This window comes from Piscinibacter sp. PDB5-1 (genome assembly GCF_056676035.1).
On sequence record NZ_JBWVZL010000002.1, the window covers coordinates 333,510 to 352,779 of the forward strand.

The 19,270-nt window shown below is 67.3% G+C and carries 21 protein-coding genes; 15 read left to right on the top strand and 6 right to left on the bottom strand.

Annotation, left to right across the window (positions count from 1 at the left end):
- The first annotated feature begins 38 nt into the window (after nucleotides 1-38).
- From AC1KAT_RS08890 to AC1KAT_RS08920, 7 genes are read left to right on the top strand one after another with little or no spacing between them, the layout of a single operon-like run.
- A complete protein-coding gene (locus AC1KAT_RS08890) occupies nucleotides 39-1,730 on the top strand; it encodes a CTP synthase (protein ID WP_480324917.1) in 1,692 nt (563 codons plus the stop codon).
- A gap of 34 nt (nucleotides 1,731-1,764) precedes the next feature.
- A complete protein-coding gene (kdsA, locus tag AC1KAT_RS08895; protein WP_480324919.1) occupies nucleotides 1,765-2,622 on the top strand; it encodes a 3-deoxy-8-phosphooctulonate synthase in 858 nt (285 codons plus the stop codon).
- 19 nt (nucleotides 2,623-2,641) lie between these two features.
- Nucleotides 2,642-2,932: a DUF1330 domain-containing protein gene (locus AC1KAT_RS08900; RefSeq protein WP_480324921.1), complete on the top strand. Its 291-nt coding sequence runs from the start codon at nucleotides 2,642-2,644 to the stop codon at nucleotides 2,930-2,932.
- Nucleotides 2,933-2,982: 50 nt separating this feature from the next.
- Nucleotides 2,983-4,266, top strand: a complete 1,284-nt coding sequence (eno, locus tag AC1KAT_RS08905) for a phosphopyruvate hydratase (protein ID WP_480324923.1) — start codon at nucleotides 2,983-2,985, stop codon at nucleotides 4,264-4,266.
- Between the two features lie 26 nt (nucleotides 4,267-4,292).
- Nucleotides 4,293-4,574, top strand: coding sequence for a cell division protein FtsB (ftsB, locus tag AC1KAT_RS08910; protein ID WP_480324925.1), 282 nt, complete (start codon nucleotides 4,293-4,295; stop codon nucleotides 4,572-4,574).
- 19 nt (nucleotides 4,575-4,593) lie between these two features.
- A complete protein-coding gene (gene pnuC / locus AC1KAT_RS08915; RefSeq protein ID WP_480324927.1) occupies nucleotides 4,594-5,220 on the top strand; it encodes a nicotinamide riboside transporter PnuC in 627 nt (208 codons plus the stop codon).
- 4 nt (nucleotides 5,221-5,224) lie between these two features.
- Nucleotides 5,225-5,863 carry an AAA family ATPase gene (locus tag AC1KAT_RS08920; protein ID WP_480324929.1) on the top strand — a complete coding sequence of 213 codons (639 nt, stop codon included), beginning with the start codon at nucleotides 5,225-5,227 and terminating at the stop codon, nucleotides 5,861-5,863.
- Between the two features lie 19 nt (nucleotides 5,864-5,882).
- Here AC1KAT_RS08920 and AC1KAT_RS08925 read toward each other — a convergent pair whose 3' ends face one another.
- From AC1KAT_RS08925 to AC1KAT_RS08935, 3 genes are all read right to left on the bottom strand, one after another.
- Nucleotides 5,883-6,362 (bottom strand): CopD family protein, encoded by a 480-nt coding sequence (locus tag AC1KAT_RS08925; protein WP_480324931.1) that lies wholly within the window; start codon nucleotides 6,360-6,362, stop codon nucleotides 5,883-5,885.
- 21 nt (nucleotides 6,363-6,383) lie between these two features.
- Nucleotides 6,384-7,355, bottom strand: a complete 972-nt coding sequence (gene hslO / locus AC1KAT_RS08930) for an Hsp33 family molecular chaperone HslO (protein WP_480324933.1) — start codon at nucleotides 7,353-7,355, stop codon at nucleotides 6,384-6,386.
- Between the two features lie 187 nt (nucleotides 7,356-7,542).
- The gene (locus tag AC1KAT_RS08935; RefSeq protein ID WP_480324935.1) at nucleotides 7,543-8,067 is read right to left on the bottom strand and encodes a gamma carbonic anhydrase family protein; all 525 of its coding nucleotides are present in this window, start codon (nucleotides 8,065-8,067) and stop codon (nucleotides 7,543-7,545) included.
- Nucleotides 8,068-8,126: 59 nt separating this feature from the next.
- Here AC1KAT_RS08935 and AC1KAT_RS08940 point away from each other — a divergent pair, with 59 nt between their 5' ends.
- The 4 genes from AC1KAT_RS08940 to AC1KAT_RS08955 all read left to right on the top strand — a co-directional run bounded on the left by AC1KAT_RS08940 (nucleotide 8,127) and on the right by AC1KAT_RS08955 (nucleotide 11,719).
- Nucleotides 8,127-8,909, top strand: coding sequence for a ferritin-like domain-containing protein (locus AC1KAT_RS08940; RefSeq protein WP_480324937.1), 783 nt, complete (start codon nucleotides 8,127-8,129; stop codon nucleotides 8,907-8,909).
- A gap of 75 nt (nucleotides 8,910-8,984) precedes the next feature.
- Entirely contained in the window at nucleotides 8,985-9,842 is an 858-nt protein-coding gene (locus AC1KAT_RS08945; protein WP_480324939.1) for a basic amino acid ABC transporter substrate-binding protein, read from the top strand.
- 22 nt (nucleotides 9,843-9,864) lie between these two features.
- Nucleotides 9,865-10,617 (top strand): amino acid ABC transporter permease, encoded by a 753-nt coding sequence (locus AC1KAT_RS08950; protein WP_480324941.1) that lies wholly within the window; start codon nucleotides 9,865-9,867, stop codon nucleotides 10,615-10,617.
- Nucleotides 10,618-10,768: 151 nt separating this feature from the next.
- Nucleotides 10,769-11,719, top strand: coding sequence for a porin (locus AC1KAT_RS08955; protein ID WP_480324943.1), 951 nt, complete (start codon nucleotides 10,769-10,771; stop codon nucleotides 11,717-11,719).
- Between the two features lie 66 nt (nucleotides 11,720-11,785).
- On the opposite strand, the gene mutL is transcribed toward AC1KAT_RS08955, so the two are convergent.
- Entirely contained in the window at nucleotides 11,786-13,657 is a 1,872-nt protein-coding gene (gene mutL, locus AC1KAT_RS08960; RefSeq protein WP_480324946.1) for a DNA mismatch repair endonuclease MutL, read from the bottom strand.
- Between the two features lie 94 nt (nucleotides 13,658-13,751).
- On the opposite strand from mutL, the gene AC1KAT_RS08965 reads away from it, so the two are divergent.
- Complete coding sequence (locus AC1KAT_RS08965; RefSeq protein WP_480324948.1) at nucleotides 13,752-14,411, top strand: DedA family protein; 660 nt, start codon at nucleotides 13,752-13,754, stop codon at nucleotides 14,409-14,411.
- 140 nt (nucleotides 14,412-14,551) lie between these two features.
- On the opposite strand, the gene AC1KAT_RS08970 is transcribed toward AC1KAT_RS08965, so the two are convergent.
- Nucleotides 14,552-15,886, bottom strand: a complete 1,335-nt coding sequence (locus AC1KAT_RS08970; RefSeq protein WP_480324950.1) for an N-acetylmuramoyl-L-alanine amidase — start codon at nucleotides 15,884-15,886, stop codon at nucleotides 14,552-14,554.
- Nucleotides 15,883-16,323: a tRNA (adenosine(37)-N6)-threonylcarbamoyltransferase complex ATPase subunit type 1 TsaE gene (gene tsaE, locus AC1KAT_RS08975; RefSeq protein WP_480324952.1), complete on the bottom strand. Its 441-nt coding sequence runs from the start codon at nucleotides 16,321-16,323 to the stop codon at nucleotides 15,883-15,885. Before tsaE ends, AC1KAT_RS08970 begins: the two co-directional genes overlap by 4 nt.
- Nucleotides 16,324-16,347: 24 nt before the next feature.
- On the opposite strand from tsaE, the gene queG reads away from it, so the two are divergent.
- The 3 genes from queG to AC1KAT_RS08990 all read left to right on the top strand — a co-directional run bounded on the left by queG (nucleotide 16,348) and on the right by AC1KAT_RS08990 (nucleotide 19,241).
- Entirely contained in the window at nucleotides 16,348-17,460 is a 1,113-nt protein-coding gene (queG, locus tag AC1KAT_RS08980; protein ID WP_480324954.1) for a tRNA epoxyqueuosine(34) reductase QueG, read from the top strand.
- Between the two features lie 118 nt (nucleotides 17,461-17,578).
- Nucleotides 17,579-18,184 carry a chalcone isomerase family protein gene (locus AC1KAT_RS08985; RefSeq protein WP_480324956.1) on the top strand — a complete coding sequence of 202 codons (606 nt, stop codon included), beginning with the start codon at nucleotides 17,579-17,581 and terminating at the stop codon, nucleotides 18,182-18,184.
- Nucleotides 18,185-18,266: 82 nt separating this feature from the next.
- Entirely contained in the window at nucleotides 18,267-19,241 is a 975-nt protein-coding gene (locus tag AC1KAT_RS08990) for a tripartite tricarboxylate transporter substrate binding protein BugE (RefSeq protein WP_480324958.1), read from the top strand.
- Nucleotides 19,242-19,270 lie beyond the last annotated feature (29 nt).

The following is a 19,270-nucleotide window of genomic DNA, read 5'->3' on the forward strand; positions in this document are numbered from 1 at the left end:
TTTACCACCACAGCCCTGCGCTCGCAGTGCTGACAGCAATGACCAAATTCGTCTTTGTGACCGGCGGTGTGGTGTCCTCGCTGGGCAAGGGCATCGCGGCGGCCTCTCTGGCAGCGATCCTCGAATCGCGGGGCCTCAAAGTCACCCTGATCAAGCTCGACCCGTACCTCAACGTGGACCCGGGCACCATGTCGCCATTCCAGCACGGTGAGGTCTTCGTCACCGACGACGGCGCCGAAACCGACCTCGACCTGGGCCACTACGAACGCTTCATCACCACGCGGATGAAGAAGGCCAACAACTTCACAACCGGGCAGATCTACAAGAGCGTTCTTGAGAAAGAGCGCCGTGGCGACTACCTCGGCAAGACGGTGCAGGTCATCCCGCACGTCACCAACGAGATCCAGGAGTTCGTCAAGCGCGGCGCGGGCTTCGGCACCGAGCAGGCGGTCGATGTGGCCATCGTCGAAGTGGGCGGCACGGTGGGCGACATCGAATCACTGCCTTTCTTGGAGGCCGCACGCCAGATGAGCCTGCGCATGGGCCCCAACAACGCGGCCTTCGTGCACTTGACCTATGTGCCGTGGATCGCCGCGGCCGGCGAACTGAAGACCAAGCCGACGCAGCACACAGTGCAGAAGCTGCGCGAGATCGGCATCCAGGCCGACGCGCTCTTGTGCCGCGCCGACCGCGCCATCCCGAAAGAAGAGCGCGAGAAGATTTCGCTCTTCACCAACGTGGCCGAGTGGGGCGTGATCTCGATGTGGGACGTGGACACCATCTACAAGGTGCCCCGCATGCTGCACGAGCAAGGGCTCGACGGCCTCATCTGCGACAAGCTGCGCATCAACACGCCGCCTGCGAACCTGAAGCGCTGGGACGCGCTGGTCGAAGAGGTCGAGCACCCCAAGCAGCAGGTCAGCATCGCCATGTGCGGCAAGTACACCGACTTGTCGGATTCGTACAAGTCGCTCAACGAGGCGCTGCGCCACGCGGGCATCCACAACCATGCGCGCGTGAACATCGAATACGTGGACAGCGAAACGCTGACGCCCGATTCGGTCGGCCAACTGGGCCGTTTCGATGCGGTGTTGGTGCCCGGCGGCTTCGGCAAGCGCGGCGTCGAGGGCAAGATTCTCGCGGCGCAGTTCGCACGCGAAAACAAGATTCCCTACCTGGGCATCTGCCTGGGCATGCAGGTCGCCACCATCGAGTACGCGCGCCACAAGGCGGGCCTGGTCGGTGCGAACAGCACCGAGTTCGAAGCCGACACGCCGCACCCGGTCATCGCGCTGATCGAAGAATGGCAAGACGCCGACGGCTCGATCCAGAAACGCAGCGCGACGTCCGACTTGGGCGGCACCATGCGCCTCGGCGCTCAGAGCTCCGACGTGAAGCCCGGCACGCTGGCGCACGAGATCTATGGCGACGTCGTCACCGAACGCCACCGCCACCGGTATGAGGCCAACGTCAACTACCTCGACAAGCTGGGCGAAGCCGGCCTCGTGATCTCGGCGCTGACGCAACGCGAAAAGCTCACCGAGATCGTCGAGCTGCCGCGCAGCGTGCACCCCTGGTACATGGGCGTGCAGTTCCACCCCGAGTTCAAGTCCACGCCCTGGGGCGGCCACCCGCTGTTCAAGTCGTACATCGAGGCCGCGCTGAAGCACAAGGCGGCGCGCAACGCGAGCGATTCGACCGGCACCATGGGCGAGAAGGTGGCGGCCTGAGCGCCGCACCATCCCCGCCCGCAAGGATTCACCCATGAAGCTCTGCAACTTCGAGATTGGCCTCGACAAGCCCTTCTTCCTGATCGCCGGCCCCTGCGTCGTCGAGTCCGAACAGCTGCAGATGGATGTAGCCGGCCGCCTGAAAGAGATCACCTCGGGCTTGGGCATTCCGTTCATCTTCAAGAGCAGCTACGACAAGGCCAACCGCTCGTCGGGCACCTCGTTTCGTGGCCCGGGCATGGACAAGGGCCTGGAGATCCTCGCCAAGGTGAAGCGCGAGCTGAACGTGCCCATCCTGACCGATGTGCACAGCGAAGCCGAGATCACCACCGTGGCCTCGGTGGTCGATGTGCTGCAGACACCGGCCTTCCTGTGCCGTCAGACCGATTTCATCCACGCGGTCGCGCAGTGCGGCAAGCCGGTGAACATCAAGAAGGGCCAGTTCCTCGCGCCGCACGACATGAAGAACGTGATCGACAAGGCCCGTGCCGCCGCGCGCGCGAAGGGCTTGAACGACGACAACTTCATGGCCTGCGAACGCGGCGTGAGCTTTGGCTACAACAACCTCGTGAGCGACATGCGCTCGCTGGCCATCATGCGAGAGACCGGCGCGCCGGTCGTCTTCGATGCGACGCACTCGGTGCAGTTGCCCGGCGGCCAAGGCACCAGCTCGGGTGGCCAGCGCGAATTCGTGCCGGTGCTGTCGCGTGCGGCCGTGGCCGTGGGCATCTCGGGCCTCTTCATGGAGACCCACCCCGACCCCGCGAACGCACTGAGCGACGGCCCGAACGCCGTGCCGCTGAAGCACATGAAGGCGCTGCTGGAGCAACTGGTCGCGCTCGACCGGGTGGTCAAGACCCAGCCGCTGCTCGAGAACGATTTCTCGTGCTGAACCCACCGATCTGAACCGCATGCCCAGCGCCATCATCATCGCCAACGTCCGCGTCACCGACCCGGTGCAGTACGAGGACTACAAAAAGTTTTCGACGCTCGCCATGCAGGCCCACGGGGCCGAGGTGCTGGTGCGCGGTGGTGCGGTCGAGGTGCTCGAAGGCGACTGGACGCCCGACCGCCTGGTCGTGCTGAAGTTTCCGAGCGTCGAGAAGGCCCGCGCCTTCTACAACTCGCCCGAATACGGCAAGGCGCGCACCGCCCGCGAAGGCGCGGCGGTGATGCGCATGGTGGTGGTCGAGGCGCTCTGAGCCCCGACCCGTGCCGCAAAAAGAATCCAAAGCAACCTGAGGAAGATTGAATGAGTGCCATCGTTGACATCGTCGGCCGCGAGATTCTCGACAGCCGAGGCAACCCCACCGTCGAATGCGACGTGCTGCTCGAATCGGGCGTGATGGGCCGTGCGGCCGTGCCCTCGGGCGCATCGACCGGCTCGCGCGAAGCCATCGAGCTGCGCGACGGCGACAAGGCGCGCTACCTCGGCAAGGGCGTGCTGAAGGCCGTCGAGCACGTCAACACCGAGATCAGCGAAGCCGTGCTCGGCCTCGACGCTTCGGAGCAGGCCTTCCTCGACCGCACGCTGATCGACCTGGACGGCACCGAGAACAAGAGCCGCCTGGGCGCGAACGCCACGCTGGCCGTGTCGATGGCCGTGGCGCGCGCTGCCGCTGAAGAATCGGGCCTGCCGCTGTACCGCTACTTCGGCGGCTCGGGCGCGATGCAACTGCCGGTGCCGATGATGAACGTCATCAACGGCGGCGCGCACGCCAACAACAACCTCGACCTGCAAGAGCTGATGATCATCCCCGTGGGGGCGCCGACCTTCCGCGAGGCGGTGCGCTACGGCGCCGAGGTCTTCCACGCGCTGAAGAAGATCATCGACGCCAAGGGCATGAGCACGGCCGTCGGCGACGAAGGCGGCTTCGCCCCCAGCGTGGCCAGCCACGAAGCGGCGATCCAGCTGATCCTGGAAGCCATCGACAAGGCCGGCTACACCGCCGGTGAGCAGATCGCCATCGGCCTCGACTGCGCCGCCAGCGAGTTCTACAAAGACGGCAAGTACCACCTTGAGGGCGAAGGCCTGACGCTGGCCGCTGCCGAGTGGACGGACATCCTCGCCACCTGGTGCGACAAGTACCCGATCGTGTCGATCGAAGACGGCATGCACGAAGGCGACTGGGACGGCTGGAAGCACCTGACCGAGAAACTCGGCCACAAGGTTCAGCTGGTGGGCGACGACCTCTTCGTCACCAACACCAAGATCCTGAAGGAAGGCATCGAGAAGCGCATCGCCAACTCGATCCTCATCAAGATCAACCAGATCGGCACGCTGACCGAGACCTTCGCCGCCATCGAGATGGCCAAGCGCGCCAACTACACGGCCGTCATCAGCCATCGCTCGGGCGAGACCGAAGACTCGACCATCGCCGACATCGCGGTGGGCACGAACGCGCTGCAGATCAAGACCGGCTCGATGTCGCGCTCGGACCGCATCGCCAAGTACAACCAGCTGCTGCGCATCGAAGAAGACCTCGGCGACGTCGCCACGTACCCGGGCCGCGGCGCGTTCTACAACCTGCGCTGAACCGTTAAAGAGGCTGCGGCTCCTTCATGCGCGTGATCACGCTCGTTCTCGCCGCGCTCATCGCGCTGGTGCATGCCGAACTCTGGTTCGGCAAGAGCGGGGTGCCGCGTGTGATGGAACTGCAAGCCAAGCTCGACGTGCAACAGGCCGAGAACGCCTCGGCCCGCTTGCGCAACGAGCAGCTCGATGCCGAGGTCAACGACCTGAAAGAAGGCCTCGAGATGGTCGAAGAGAAAGCCCGCTTCGACCTGGGCATGGTCAAGCCCGACGAAATCTACGTCCAGTTCGCGGCCACGCCGCCGCGCTGACCGGCCGCGACCGAAGCCCGTGGACCTGCTCGCCCCGATCCAGCCGCTGTTCGCCGCCGCCTTTTCGCTGTGGGGCGCACCGGTCACCTGGGTCGAGGTCATCGCCTTCGCGATGGCCGTGGCGATGGTGCTGCTCAACATGCGCGTGAACCCGCTCGCCTGGCCCCTGGCCATCGGCAGTTCGCTGCTGTACTGCGCGCTCTTCTGGGACAGCAAGCTCTACGGCGAAGCTTCGCTGCAGATCCTCTTTGTCGCGGTGTCGCTGTGGGGCTGGTGGCAATGGCTGCGCGGCCGGCAAGACGACGGCTCGACGCTGCGTGTGCGGGCGATGTCGCTGCGCGGTGTGGGCGTGGCCGTGGCCGCGATGGGCGTCGCCTGGCCGGCCACGGCACTCTTTCTCGACCACTTCACCGACTCGACCGTGCCCTGGTGGGACGCCTTTCCCACCGCCGCCAGCGTGATCGGCCAATGGCTGCTGGCGCGCAAGTACGTCGAGAACTGGCCGACCTGGGTGGTCGTCAACCTGGCCAGCGTGGCACTTTTCGCGCACAAGGGTCTGTGGCTGACGACGCTGCTCTACGGCCTGTTCATCGCCCTGTCGTTTGCCGGCTGGCGCAGCTGGCGCCAGCTCGCCACCACGCGCTGAACGCATGGCGTTCGTGGTGACGCTGCTCGGCGCCGAAAGCACCGGCAAGACCACACTCGCGCAGCGACTCGCCGACCGGCTGCGTGACGAGGGCCGCCACGTGGCCGTCGTGGACGAATACCTGCGCGAGTTTTGCGACGCCCACGGCCGCACGCCCCAGGCGCACGAGCAAGCGGCCATCGCCGCAGAACAGACCCGCCGCATCGCCACAGCCTCGCGTTCACACGAGGTCGTCATCGCCGACACGCATGCGCTGATGGTCGCCGTGTACAGCGAAATGATCTTCGGCGACACCGGCCTCTACAGCGACGCACTCGGCGCACTGCCGGACGACGGCCTGCTGCTCTTGACCCGCACCGACCTGCCCTGGGTCGAGGACGGCCACCAACGCGACGGCCCGCAGGTGCGTGCACCGGTCGAAGCCTTGCTGCGCCAGGCGCTCGCTCGCTCGGGCCGGCCCTATGCCGTGGTCTCGGGGATGGGCGACGCACGCACCGCCTCGGCCTGGTCGGCCTTGTGCCACGCCCTGGGCACGCGCGAAGGGTCAGGCGACAACGACATCGCTGGCCCGCGTTGGCAGTGGAATTGCGAGCGCTGCAGCGACGGCGCCTGCGAGCGCCACCTCAAGCTGCCCCGCGGCTGAATCGCGCCACACCGGGCCGTCAGCCGGCCTGCCCCATCAGCGTGATGACAACGATCAGCACGCCGATCACGAGGTTGGCCAACACCCAGTTGCGGATGGCCGTCATTGCCGCGCCGCCGGCGGGCCAGTCCTGCGCGTCCACGGCGCGCTCGAGCCGCGGGTAGAGCGCAAAGCGCACGAAGACGAAGATCAGCAGCATCAACAGACCCAGCGCACCCATCACCCACCATTCGAGCGGTGTGTTGAACGGGGCGCCAGTCTTGTGGACGCTGGACACCACACGCCCCACCAACAAGCCCCCAGTGACGATCGTCAGCGGCGCCGCCACCAGCACCACGGCGAAAAAGCGCCCCAGCACCGCGCGCAGAAGCGGCAGGCGCGTGGGCGGCGGCAGGGTCAGCGCCACCGGCCGCAGGCAGAAGTGGGCGAAGAACATGCCCCCCAGCCACACCACGACCGAAAGCAGGTGAAGGATCTTCAACGCGGCGTAGACGGCCATGGTGTGTCCCGGTGAAGGGGTTCAGTTGATGCTGCGCGGGGTGGGCGGCTGGTCGCGCGGCGGGGTGAACAGCTCGCCGACATCGACCACGTCGAAGTGGTACTTGACGCCGCAGAACTCGCATCCGACCTCGACGCGGCCTTGCTCGGTCACGATGTCATCGACCTCGTCGCGCCCCAGGCCCTTGAGCATGCGCCCGACGCGTTCGCGAGAGCAGGTGCAGGCGAAGTGCGGCACCGCATCGCCCTCTTGCGGCAGGAAGCGGCGCAGGTCTTCTTCCCAGAACAGGCGGTGCAGGATTTTTTCGACCGACAGCGTCAGCAGCTCGTCGCGCGTCAGCGTCGCGGCCAGGTGGGCGATGCGGTTGTAGGCCTCGCTCAGGCCGATGTCGTCTTCGCGGCTGCGCCCGCCCAGGTTGCCTTCGCCCTCGATCGGCAGGCGCTGAATCAAGAGGCCTGCAGCGACCTCGTCGTTGGCCGCGAGGATGAGCTTGGTGTCGAGCTGCTCGGACTGCAGCATGTAGTGCTCGAGCACGTCGGACAGCTGTTGCAGCGGCTCGCGCTGGTCGCCATGCAAGCCGACCACGCCCTGGTAGGGCTGCTGCCCCGGCTGGCGGTCTTTCGGATCGAGCGTGATGGCGCAGCGGCCCTTGCCATGCACGTTGACCAGCGCTTCGAGCTGCGCGGCGTCGGGCACCTCGCCGATCACCTTGCCCGTCACGCGAAAGGCCAGGTCGGGTTGCGCCTCGGCCACCGCCAGCTTCACCGGGCCGTCGCCGTGCACTTGCAACGTCAACGCGCCGTTGAACTTGATGTTGGCCTGCATCAGCACGCTGGCTGCGGCCATCTCACCCAACAACACACGCACCGGCTCGGGGTAGTTTTCACCGGCCGACGCGCGGCGGCGCAGCACCTCTTGCCAATCGCTGCCCAGGCGCACGAGCATGCCGCGCACGGGCATGCCCTCGAACAGGAATTTGTGAATTTCGCTCATGACAGCCCCTCGTCTGCGGAATACCGCAGACGATCCCCCGAGGGGATCGAGCCCGCCTTGGGGCGGCCCGGCGCCGCAAGCATCACAAGCCCCTCGTCTGCGGAATACCGCAGACGATCCCCCAAGGGGATCGAGCCCGCCTTGGGGCGGCCCGGCGCCGGGCTCGCGCGTTCAATCACAACAATGGTCATCCGAGCTTCTTCAGTTGCTGCTTGAAGCGCTTGGCGTTCTCGACGTAGTGCGCCGCGCTGCGCTTGAGGCCTTCAATCTGCTCGGGCGTGAGCTGCTTCACCACCTTGGCGGGTGAGCCGATGATCATCGAGCCGTCGGGAAATTCTTTGCCTTCGGTGACCAGCGAACCGGCGCCCACGATGCAGTGCTTGCCGATCTTGGCGCCGTTGAGGATCACGGCCTGGATGCCGATCAGCGAGCCGTCGCCGATCGTGCAGCCGTGCAGCATGACCTGGTGGCCGACCGTCACGTCCGCACCGATCACCAGCGGGTAGCCGTGGTCGGCGTGCAGCACCGAGTTGTCCTGCACATTGCTGTTGCGACCGACGGTGAGCCGGTCCATGTCACCCCGCAGCACCGCGCCGAACCAGACGTTGGCGTTGTCTTCAAGGGTCACGCGGCCCATCACCTGGGCGCTGTCGGCAACCCAGGCGGTGTCGGCGATGTCGGGCGAGTCTTCGCCAAGTTGGTAGAGGGCCATGGGCAGGGGCGCCGGGCAAAGGCGCGAAAGCTGAAGGGGCGAAAGCCATAATTCTAGGGATGAACCCCCGCGAGCGCGCCCTGCAGGTCTTGAGCCTCACCGACCCGGCCGACAAGGCTGCGGCGGCACGCGCGCTGTTTGCGGGGCTCGACCTGACGCAGGTGAACGCGGAGACATTGATTGCCGCGCCCGAGGGCCTGCCCGGCCGCCCCGAGCGCCCCCGGCTCGTGCCACCGAAGGCAGTGCCGACCCGCTCGCCGTTCACCCCGGAAGGCCGCGCGGCGCTGCTGCATGCCATCGCCCACATCGAGTTCAATGCGATCAACCTGGCCCTCGACGCGGTGTTTCGCTTCGCGGGCATGCCTCCCAGCTTCTATGCGGACTGGCTGCGCGTGGCGAGCGAAGAGGCCTACCACTTCAGCCTGCTCCGCGAGCACTTGCAAAGCATCGGCCACGACTATGGCGACTTCGATGCGCACGACGGCCTGTGGGTGATGACGCAACGCACGGCCGGCGACATCGTCGCGCGCATGGCCCTGGTGCCGCGCACGCTCGAAGCCCGCGGGCTCGACGCCACGCCACCGCTGCAGGCGAAGTTCGCCCGGGCGGGCGACGCGCGCGCGGTCGAGATCCTCGAGATCATCCTGCGCGACGAGATCGGCCACGTGGCCATCGGCAACCACTGGTACCGCTGGCTGTGCGAGCGCGAAGGGCTCGACCCGGTCGCCCACTACGCCGTGCTGACCCAGCGCCACGAAGCCCCGCGCCTGCGCCCCCCGATCAACCGGGCGGCACGCCATGCCGCGGGTTTCACCGACGAAGAACTGGCTTACCTTTCCTGATCGCGCTGCATACACTCGCCCGCGGCGCACACAACTTGCTTGCGTGCAGGCACATCCACCCTTGAAGGCCCATTCATGACCTCGATCACCACCCGACGATTCCTGCAAACCGCTGGCCTGCTGGTCGCCGCTGCCCTGCTGGGCGCCTGCGGCAAGAAAGAAGCCGCCCCGGCCAAATCGACCGCCTCGGCGCCTGCGCCGGTGGTCTCGGCACCGCCTCCGGCGAAGGTGTTTGTGGTGGGCACCGATGCGGCCTACGCGCCCTTCGAGTTTCAGAATGAAAAAGGCGAAATCGTCGGCATGACCGTCGATGTGCTGTCGGCCGTGGCCGCGAAGGCCGGCATCCAGGTGCGCTTCGAGAACACCCCCTGGGAAGGCATCTTCAACTCGCTTCAGCAAGGCGACCGCGACCTGCTGGCTTCGTCAATCACCATCACCGAAGAGCGCAAGCAGACCATGGACTTCAGCGCGCCGTACTTCGACGCGCACCAGCTCATCGCGGTGAAAGAGACCTCGAAGGTCGCCAAGTTCGACGACCTCAAGAAGCTGAAGGTCGGCGTGCAGACCGGCACGACCGGTGACGAGGTCGTCACCAAGCTGCTGGGCAAGAACAGCCCGAACGTCAAGCGCTTCGAATCGACCCCGCTCGCGCTGAAAGAGCTGGAAGCCAGCGGTGTGGACGCCGTGGTCGCCGACAACGGCGTGGTCGTCAACTACGTCACCAACAACCCGGGCGCGAAGTTCAAGACCGTCAACGACGCGGCCTTCCAACCCGAGCAGTACGGCTTTGCGGTGAAGAAGGGCAATGCCGAACTGCTGGGCAAGCTGAACGAAGGGCTGGCCGCGATCAAGGCCGACGGCACGTACGCGCAGATCTACGCCAAGTACTTCGGTGCCGCCCCGGCGGCCGCCGCATCGGCCGCGTCCAAGTAAGCGGGCGCGCTGGCGCCGCATGATGGATCTGCGCTGGGAGATCCTGGCGGGCTACGGCCCGCTGTTCGTTTCGGGCTTGTGGACGACGCTGCGCCTCGCGGGCGTCGCCATCGCCGCCGGGCTGGTGCTGGGCGTGCTGCTCGGCTTGATCAGCAGTTCGCGCGACGCACCGCAGCCCCGGTCGCCGGCCGCGGCCTGGGGGCTGCGCCTGCTGCGGGCGCTCACCTCGGCCTACGTGGGTTTCTTTCGAGGCACGCCGCTGTTCGTGCAGATCCTGCTGGTGCACTTCGCGCTGATGCCGCTGCTGGTGCACCCCGAGCAGGGCCTGCTGCTGTCCGGCGAAGCCGCGCGCGAGTTCCGGCAGTCGCACGGGGCGTTCTTCTCCGGCGCGCTCGCGCTGACGCTGAACGCCGGGGCCTACCTGTCGGAAATCTTCCGCGCGGGCATCCAGAGCATCCACGCCGGGCAGACGCAGGCAGCCTACAGCCTCGGCCTCACGCACACCGAGGCTCTGCGCCACGTGGTGCTGCCGCAGGCCTTCCGGCGCATGCTGCCGGCACTGGTGAACGAGGGCATCACGCTCATCAAGGATTCGTCCCTGGTGTCGGCGATCGGCCTGGCCGAGCTGGCCTTGGCGGCACGCACGGTCGCCGGCGCCTATTCGCGCTACTGGGAGCCCTACTTGGCGATTTCGGCCGTCTACCTGGTGTTGACGCTGCTGCTGTCTGCGCTGGCCAAGCGCCTCGAAGCGCCTTCGCACCTGCGCGGGCGCTGAGTCGACGGTTTCCCCCTTGCGGGCCGTTGTCACGAAGCAACAAGGTTGCGGGTAATCCATGACACCCCGCCTAAACTCGTTCGGCTGCGCAGCGAGCGTCACCAGACGGTCACTGCCCGGTTCTATTGCGACTCACATTAAGGAATGCTCCATGAAGCGCTCAGTTTTTGTTGCTGCTCTGTCTGTCCTCGCCGCCGGCTCTGCCCTGGCCCAAAGCAATGTCACCGTTTGGGGTCGTCTGAACACCACCGTTGAACGTCAGAAGGTCGCAGGCGTCAGCTCGACCGTCATGAACAACAACGCCTCCCGTCTTGGCTTCAAGGGCACCGAAGACCTCGGCGGCGGCCTGAAGGCTGGCTTCCTGATCGAACACCGTTTCGGTTCGGACGACGGCACCGCCGCCACCCCGTTCTGGGCCGGTCAGTCGGAAGTCAACCTCGGCAGCGCCACCCTCGGCACTGTGCGCCTGGGCCGCTTCACCAGCGAAGCCTACTTCGCCACCGCCGACTACGTCAGCCTGCACAACCACGACACCGGCTCGTCGGAAGACAAGCTGTACTACGGCTTCTTCGAGTCGAACAACAAGATCGGCTACACCAGCCCGGAAATCATCCCCGGCTTGGTCGCGCACGCATCGCTGGCGCTGCACGGCGCCACGACCAACCCGAACGCCCGTGACTTCGCCGTCAACTACAACGTCGGCGCGCTGGCCCTGGGTGCTGGCTACGAAGCGGCTGGCGAAGACAACCAGTTCGCCGTTCGCGCCATGTACAGCCTGGGTGACTTCACCTTCGGCGGCTACTTCCAACGTGCCGACGACGAACTGCTGGGCAAGCGCAACGCCATCCGTCTGTCGGGCATGTACGCCATGGGCTCGTCGGAGTTCCACGCCAACGTCGGCGTTGCCGGCGACTGGAAGAACGTGACGGGGGACAGCGCCGCCAAGCAATTCACGCTCGGCTACAACTACAACCTGAGCAAGCGCACCAAGGTCTACACCTACTACACCAAGGTGGACAACAAGGCCGGTGCCGACTACGCCACGGGCGTGCTCGGTGGCGACTTCTCGTCGCTGGCCGCTGGCATCCGCCACAACTTCTGATCGAACGCGGGGCTCGCCCCAGCTCAAAAAGGCCGGTCGCAAGACCGGCCTTTTTTCATTGCTGATTCAGCGCCCGCGCCAGAACAAGCCGTCGAGGTCCTTGATCGTCAGTTGCCGCCAGGTCGGGCGGCCGTGGTTGCACTGGTCGGCGCGCTCGGTGCGCTCCATGTCGCGCAGCAGCGCGTTCATCTCTTCGAGCGTCAGTTGCCGGTTGGCACGCACCGCGCCATGGCAGGCCATGGTGGCGAGCAACTCGTGCTGGGCGCGCTGCACCACGCTGCTGGCGTCGTATTGCGCCAGTTCGGCCAGCACGCTGCGGGTCAGCTCCACCACGTCGCTGCCCGACAAGGCCGCCGGCGTCGCCCGCACCGCGAGCGTGGTGGCCGACAGGGCCGACACGTCCAGCCCCAGGCGGCGCAGGTTGTCGCCTTGCGATTCGACGGTGGCGATCTCTTGCGCCGTCGCCGAGAAGGTCACGGGGATCAGCAGCGGCTGCGACTCGATGGCCGCATCGGCCAGGCTGCGCTTGAGCCGTTCGTAGACGATGCGCTCGTGCGCGGCGTGCATGTCCACCACGACCAGGCCCTGGGTGTTTTCGGCCAGCACGTAGATGCCGCCGATCTGCGCGATGGCGCGGCCGAGCGGCCAGTCCTGCCCGGCGGGCAAGGCCGTGGGTGCGGGCCCCGCGGGCGAGGCCGGCCGGCCCCACGCGGCGGGCGCTTCCTGCGCGTAGAGCACCGCGGCCTGGTGCAAGCCCAGCGCGCCTTGCACGGCGTGCAGCGGCAAGCCGGCGCGCGAAGGCGGTGACACCCCCGCCTCGAATGCACTGCCCGACCGCGCCTGCGGCACCGACACCGGCGCAAACGCCGCCCAAGCCTCGGCGGCGCTGCCTGTCGACACCGGTGTCAGCGACGCAGCCGGCGCCTCGCCCGCCTGCGCTACGGCCAGCGCGGCTTCGACGGCGCGGCGCAAGGCCTGGTGCACCTCGCGCGAATCGCGGAAGCGCACCTCGATCTTGGTCGGGTGCACGTTCACATCGACCCGGTCGGGCGCGATCTCGATGAAGAGCACATAGGTCGGCTGGCGACCGCCGTGCAGCACGTCTTCGTAGGCCGCGCGCACGGCATGCGCGAGCAGCTTGTCGCGCACGTAGCGGCCGTTGACGTAGACGTACTGCTGGTCGGCGCGCGTGCGCGCGGCCGCCGGTGTGCCGGTGCGGCCCATGATGCGCAGCGGCCCGGCCTGCGCGGCCACGTCGCGGCTGTCGGCAATGAAGTCTTCGCCCAGCACGTCGCGCAAGCGCTGCTCGGGTGTGGCGCGCCGCCACTGCTGCACAAGCTTGCCTTCGTGCCACACGGCAAAACCCACCTCGGGCCGCACCAGTGCGTGGCGGCGCACGGCCTCGATGCAATGCGCCAGCTCGGTGGCGTCGGTCTTCAAGAACTTGCGCCGCGCCGGCGTGCTGAAGAACAGTTCGCGCACCTCGACGCTCGTGCCGATGCCCCGCGCGGCCGGCGCCAGCTCGCCCGAGCGCGCGTCGATACGCTGCGCATGCGGGGCACTCGCGGTGCGACTGGCGATGCTCATCTCAGAGACGGAAGCCATCGCCGCCAGCGCCTCGCCACGAAAGCCCATGGTGGCAACGCTTTCCAGCTCGTTCAGCGACGCGATCTTGCTGGTGGCATGGCGGCGCAGCGCGAGCGGCAGCTCTTCGGGCGGGATGCCCACGCCGTCGTCTTCGACCAGCACGCTGCGCACGCCGCCGGCCATGAGCTTGACGACGATTTCGCTGGCGCCCGCGTCGAGCGCGTTGTCCACCAGTTCGCGCACCACCGAGGCGGGGCGTTCGACCACTTCGCCGGCCGCGATCTGGCTGATCAACTCGTCGGGCAGTTCGCGGATGGGGCGGCGGTCGGCCGCCTGCGGAAGGGCATTCATCGGGCGATTGTAGAAAGCACATCTGGCCATTGCAGAATGCCGGCTGCCCTCGACGACGAACCCCGCTCCGCCCGACACCCGACCCAGACGCCCCATGGAACTCGCCGCTTTTCTGATCGACTTCATCCTCCACGTGGACGCGCACTTGAAAGAGTTCGTCGAGAACTACGGTGCCTGGGTCTACGCGCTGCTGTTCGTCATCGTCTTCGTCGAGACGGGTCTGGTGGTGATGCCCTTCCTGCCCGGCGACTCGCTGTTGTTCGTGGTGGGTGCGCTGTGCGGCGCTGGCCTGATGAACCTGCCGCTGGCGATGGCCGTGCTGCTGGTGGCGGCCATCCTCGGCGACCAGACCAACTACACGATCGGCCGCTTCATCGGCCCCAAGGTCTTTCAGTGGGAACACTCGCGCTTCTTCAACAAGAAGGCGTTCAACCAGGCCCACGCGTTCTACGAACGTTACGGCGGTGTGACGGTCATCATCGCGCGCTTCATGCCCTTCATTCGCACCTTCGCACCCTTCGTCGCGGGCGTGGCCGAGATGAGCCGCACGAAGTTCACGCTCTACAACGTGGTCGGTGCGCTGATCTGGGTGCTGGGCATCACGACCATGGGCTACGTGTTCGGCAACACCGAGTTCGTGAAAACGCACCTCAGCAAGATCATCTGGGCGCTGATCATCGTGCCGGGTTTGATCGCCATCTTCGGGGCCTGGCGCGCGGCGCGGGCCGAGGCGGCGCGGGCAGCAGCGCTTTGAAATGAGGTCGTGCCGGGTGGCCGGTGGTTTTGCCGCCAAGACGCAAAGGCCGCCAAGAGCGCCAAGGTGAACTTCTTCTTGGCGTTCTTGGCGCCTTGGCGGTCAACTTCTGGGCCGGTGCACCCAGCCCACCCAACAACTCAAAGCTGACGCGTGCGCGCCAGCGGCGGGTTCTTGGCGAAGTAGCGGCGGATGCCGGTGAACAGCGCGTCCACCAGCTCGCTCTGGTAGTCGGGGTCGCGCAGCTTGGCTTCTTCTTCGGGGTTCGAGATGAAAGCCGTCTCGACCAGGATCGACGGGATGTCGGGCGCCTTCAGTACCGCGAAGCCGGCCTGCTCGACGTGCGCCTTGTGCAGCCGGCCGACCTTGCCGATCTGGCCCAGCACCTCGCCGCCGAGCTTGAGGCTGTCCTTGATCTGCGCGGTGGTGCTCATGTCGAGCAAGGCACGCAGCACGCTACGGTCCTTGGCCTTGATGTTGATGCCGCCGACGCCGTCGGCCGCGTTCTCTTTGTTGGCCAGCCAGCGTGCCGCAGCGCTCGACGCGCCACCTTCCGACAAGGCGAACACCGAGGCCCCACGCGCCTTGGGCGTGATGAAGGCATCGGCGTGGATCGACACGAACAGGTCGGCCTGCACCCGCCGCGCCTTGCGCACACGCTCTTGCAGCGGCACGAAGAAATCGGCGTCGCGGGTCAGCATGGCGCGCATGCCCGGCAGGGTGTTGAGGCGGTCGCGCAGCTTGCGCGCCACCTGCAGCACCACATCCTTCTCTTTGAGGCCGCTCGGGCCGATGGCCCCGGGGTCTTCGCCGCCGTGGCCGGGGTCGAGGGCCACCACGACAAGCCGGTCGGTCTTGCCCCGGGGTGCGGGCCGCACGGGTTCGTCGGGCAGGTCGGCGGGCGGTTTGGCGGGCGCCGACGAGCCGGGCAACACCGGCACGGCCCCCGGCGGCTTGTTCATCTTGCCGATGAACTCGCCCAGCGCGTCTTCGACCGAGCGCGCCGCCTGCTGCTCGGCGTGCGTCTTGTCGTTCAGCATCGCCAGCAGCGGGTCGCGCTCTTGGGTGGGCCGCAGGTCGAACACCAGGCGGTTCTGGTACGCCGCCACCGGCGCGAGGGTGAACACCTGCGGCGCGGTCGGCTGCTTCAGGTCCATCACCAGGCGCACGACACGCGGCCGGTTCTGGCCCACGCGCACGCCGGCGATGTAGGGGTCGTCGGGCTTGACCTTGCCGACCAGCTCGCGCAAGGCGGGGCTGAGTTCGAGGCCTTCGATGTCCACCACGAGCCGGGGCGGGTTCTCGGCGATGAAGTGGTTGGCGGCCAGCTCGGTGTCGGACTCGAGCGTGACCCGCGTGTAGTCGTCGGCCGGCCACACGCGCACGGCCAGCAGCGTGGCACCGAAGGCGATGTCGCGCGCACCGAGCCACAGGGCCAGCGTGCCGAGGGACTGAAGCGCGATCCGGCGTTTCATGCGAGCAGTTCAACGCCGCGAGGCGTGTGGGCTTCGAGCATCACGCGGCGTTGGTCGCCGTCGCCGGGGATGAGTTCCATGCGCAGGTCGGGCACGGGCAGCAGGCCGTGCGCCTTCTCGGGCCACTCGACGAGCTTCAGGCCGGGGCTGGCGAACACGTCGCGGAAGCCCGCATCTTCCCATTCCTGCGGGTCGTTGAAGCGGTAGAAGTCGAAGTGCCAGGCGTTGAAGTCGGGCAGTTCGTAGGGCTCCATCACCGCGTAGGTCGGGCTCTTGACGCGGCCCTGCACCCCGAGCGCATGCAGCAGGTGCCGCACGAAGGTCGTCTTGCCAGCGCCCAGCGTGCCGTGCAGTTCGATGAAGGCTTCTCGCAGCGCAGGATGCGCGGCCAGGGCCTGGGCACTGGCTTCACACGCGGCTTCATCGGGCCACCACAAGGTGCGGGTTTCTAGAATCGGCAAATGAGCGACGCGCAAGAGGTGAACGAAACGCCGGACGGCAACGCCCTGCTCGAACGCCTGCGCGGCTGGGCACAGGCGCTCGGATTTTCACAGATCGGCGTGGCCGGTGTGAACCTCTCCGAGGCCGAACCGGGGTTGCTCGCATGGCTGCGCGACGGCTTTCACGGCGACATGGCCTACATGGCCGCGCACGGCCTGAAGCGCGCGCGGCCCGCCGAGCTGGTGCCGGGCACGGTGCGCGTGATCACCGCGCGCATGGACTACCTGCCGGCAACGACCGACCCCGATTGGCAGGCCATCGAGTGGCAAGGGCTGAGCCAGCCGATGCAGGCGCAGGTGTCGATCTATGCCCGGGGCCGCGATTACCACAAGGTGCTGCGCCAGCGCCTGCAAAAGCTCGCCGACCAGCTCGCCGCGGCCATCGGCCCCTTCGGCCACCGCGTGTTCACCGACTCGGCGCCGGTGCTCGAAGTGGAACTCGCGTCGCGCAGCGGCATCGGCTGGCGCGGCAAGCACACGCTGACGCTGCACCGCGAAGCCGGGTCGATGTTCTTTCTGGGCGAGATCTACGTGGACCTGCCCTTGCCCCTCACCGAGCCCACCAGCCCGCACTGCGGCAGTTGCAGTGCGTGCATCGACGCCTGCCCCACCGGCGCCATCGTCGCGCCGTACCGGGTGGACGCGCGGCGCTGCATCTCGTACCTCACCATCGAGCACGCGGGGGCGATTCCGCCCGAGCTGCGCCCGCTGATGGGCAACCGCATCTACGGCTGCGACGACTGCCAGCTCGTCTGCCCCTGGAACAAATACGCGCAGCGCTCGCCGCTGCCCGACTTCGACGTGCGCGGCCCGCTGGCGCAACCCACGCTGCTCGCGCTGTGGGCCTGGAGCGAGGCCGACTTTCTGCGCCACACCGAGGGCAGCGCCATCCGCCGCATCGGCCATGCGCGCTGGCGGCGCAACCTCGCGGTGGCGATGGGCAATGCGCTCGCCCAGGCGCTCAGCCGCGAGGACGCAGCCGCGCTGCGCGATGCCCTCGAACGCGGGCGCGCGACCGCCGACGAGCTGCTGCGCGAGCACATCGACTGGGCGCTGGCGCAGGCGGCGCCCTGAGCCGGCACTTCACCACCCGCCCCCGCGATCACCCCTCGGCAAGCTGCGGTATGTCAGCCCAACACAATGCGCGGGCGTTAACGCGCATCAAGGCCACCCGACGTCCCGCCCCCTGCCCATGCATCGCCGCCCCCTTTGCCACGCCCTGCCCCTGCTCGCCCTCAGCCTCGTCGTGACGCTCGCCATGGCAGGCCCCGCGCGGGCCGCATCCATCGAGGGCCTGGCCTTCGACGACCGCGTTCGCATGGCCGAGCATGAACTGCAACTCAACGGCCTGGGGCTGCGCAGCGTGGCCTGGCTCAAGGGCTTTGCAGCCGGCCTGTACCTCACCGACAAGCAGCAGACGGTGGCCGGCGTGTTGCAGGCACCGGGACCCAAGCGCCTGCAGATCCGCATGCTCATCGACGCCCCGGCCGATGAGTTCAGCAAGGCGCTCAAGAAGGGCATGCGCCGCAACAGCAGCGAGGCCGAATGGGCCCGGCTCGCCGACCGCGTGGGGCAGTTCGACCGGGCCGTGCTCGCGCTCGGCACCACCCGCAAGGGCGACGTGTTCGACCTCGACTACGTGCCCGGTCGCGGCATGGTGTTTCGCGCGAATGGCAGCACGCGCGGGGCGCCGATCGCAGGCGACGACTTCTACGACGGCGTGCTGAAGGTCTTTCTCGGCGAGCGCCCGGTGGACAAGAAACTCAAGGCTGCGCTACTCGGGGCAAACCCGGGCTGAGTAGGGCCTGTTTGTGAGCAGGTCCTAGCCGGCACCCGCTGTATTCTGGTTCTCTCACCCGACTCTCGCGGAGACACTTCGAATGAACCACCGCATCGTCATCAACGCATTGGCCGCGCTGGCCGCCTGTGCATCGCCCCTGCTGGCCTCGGCCCAGACCTACCCAAGCAAACCCATTCGCCTGATCGTGCCCTTCGCACCGGGCGGCACCACCGACATCGTGGCGCGCGCCATCTCGACCGAACTGGGCGCCACGCTGGGCCAGCAGGTCATCGTCGAGAACAAGGGCGGCGGCGGCGGCTCCATCGGCGCCCTTCAACTCGCGCAAGCGCCGGCCGACGGCTACACCATCGGCATGGCCACGGTCTCGACCACGGCCGCCAACCCGGCCGTGAACCCGAAGGTCGGCTACGACCCGCTGACCGACTTCACGCCCATCATCAACATCGCGGCCACGCCGAACGTCATCGCCGTGCACCCGAGCTTCGGCATCAAGGACCACAAGGCCTTCCTCGCCAAGCTGAAGGCCAACCCGGGCAAGTTCAGCTTTGCCAGCTCGGGCGCCGGCGGCATCGGGCACCTGCAGACCGAGCTGTACAAGAACCTCACCGGCACCTTCATGACGCACATCCCCTACCGGGGCGCGGGGCCGGCGTTGCTCGACACCGTGGCGGGCCAGGTGCCCATCATCTTCGACAACCTGCCCTCGGCCCTGCCCTTCATCAAGGACGGCCGGCTGGTGCCCATCGTCGTGGCCGCGCCCACGCGCGTGGCCTCGATGCCCGACGTGCCCACGTTCAAAGAGGTGGGCCTCGAACCCGTCAACCGCCTCGCCTACTACGGCATCACCGCGCCCAAGGGCCTGCCCAAGCCCATCGTGGACGCGCTGCACGCGGCGGTGAAGAAGGTCGCCTCCGACCCCGTCGTGCGCAAGCGCATCGAAGACACCGGCTCGCTGATGGTGCTCAACACGCCGGCCGAGTTCTCGGCGCAGATCAAGGCCGAGTACGAGGTCTACAAGCGCGTCGTCAAAGAGCAGAAGCTCAAGCTCGACTGAGCGCTGAGCCGAACGCACGGCATGGCACC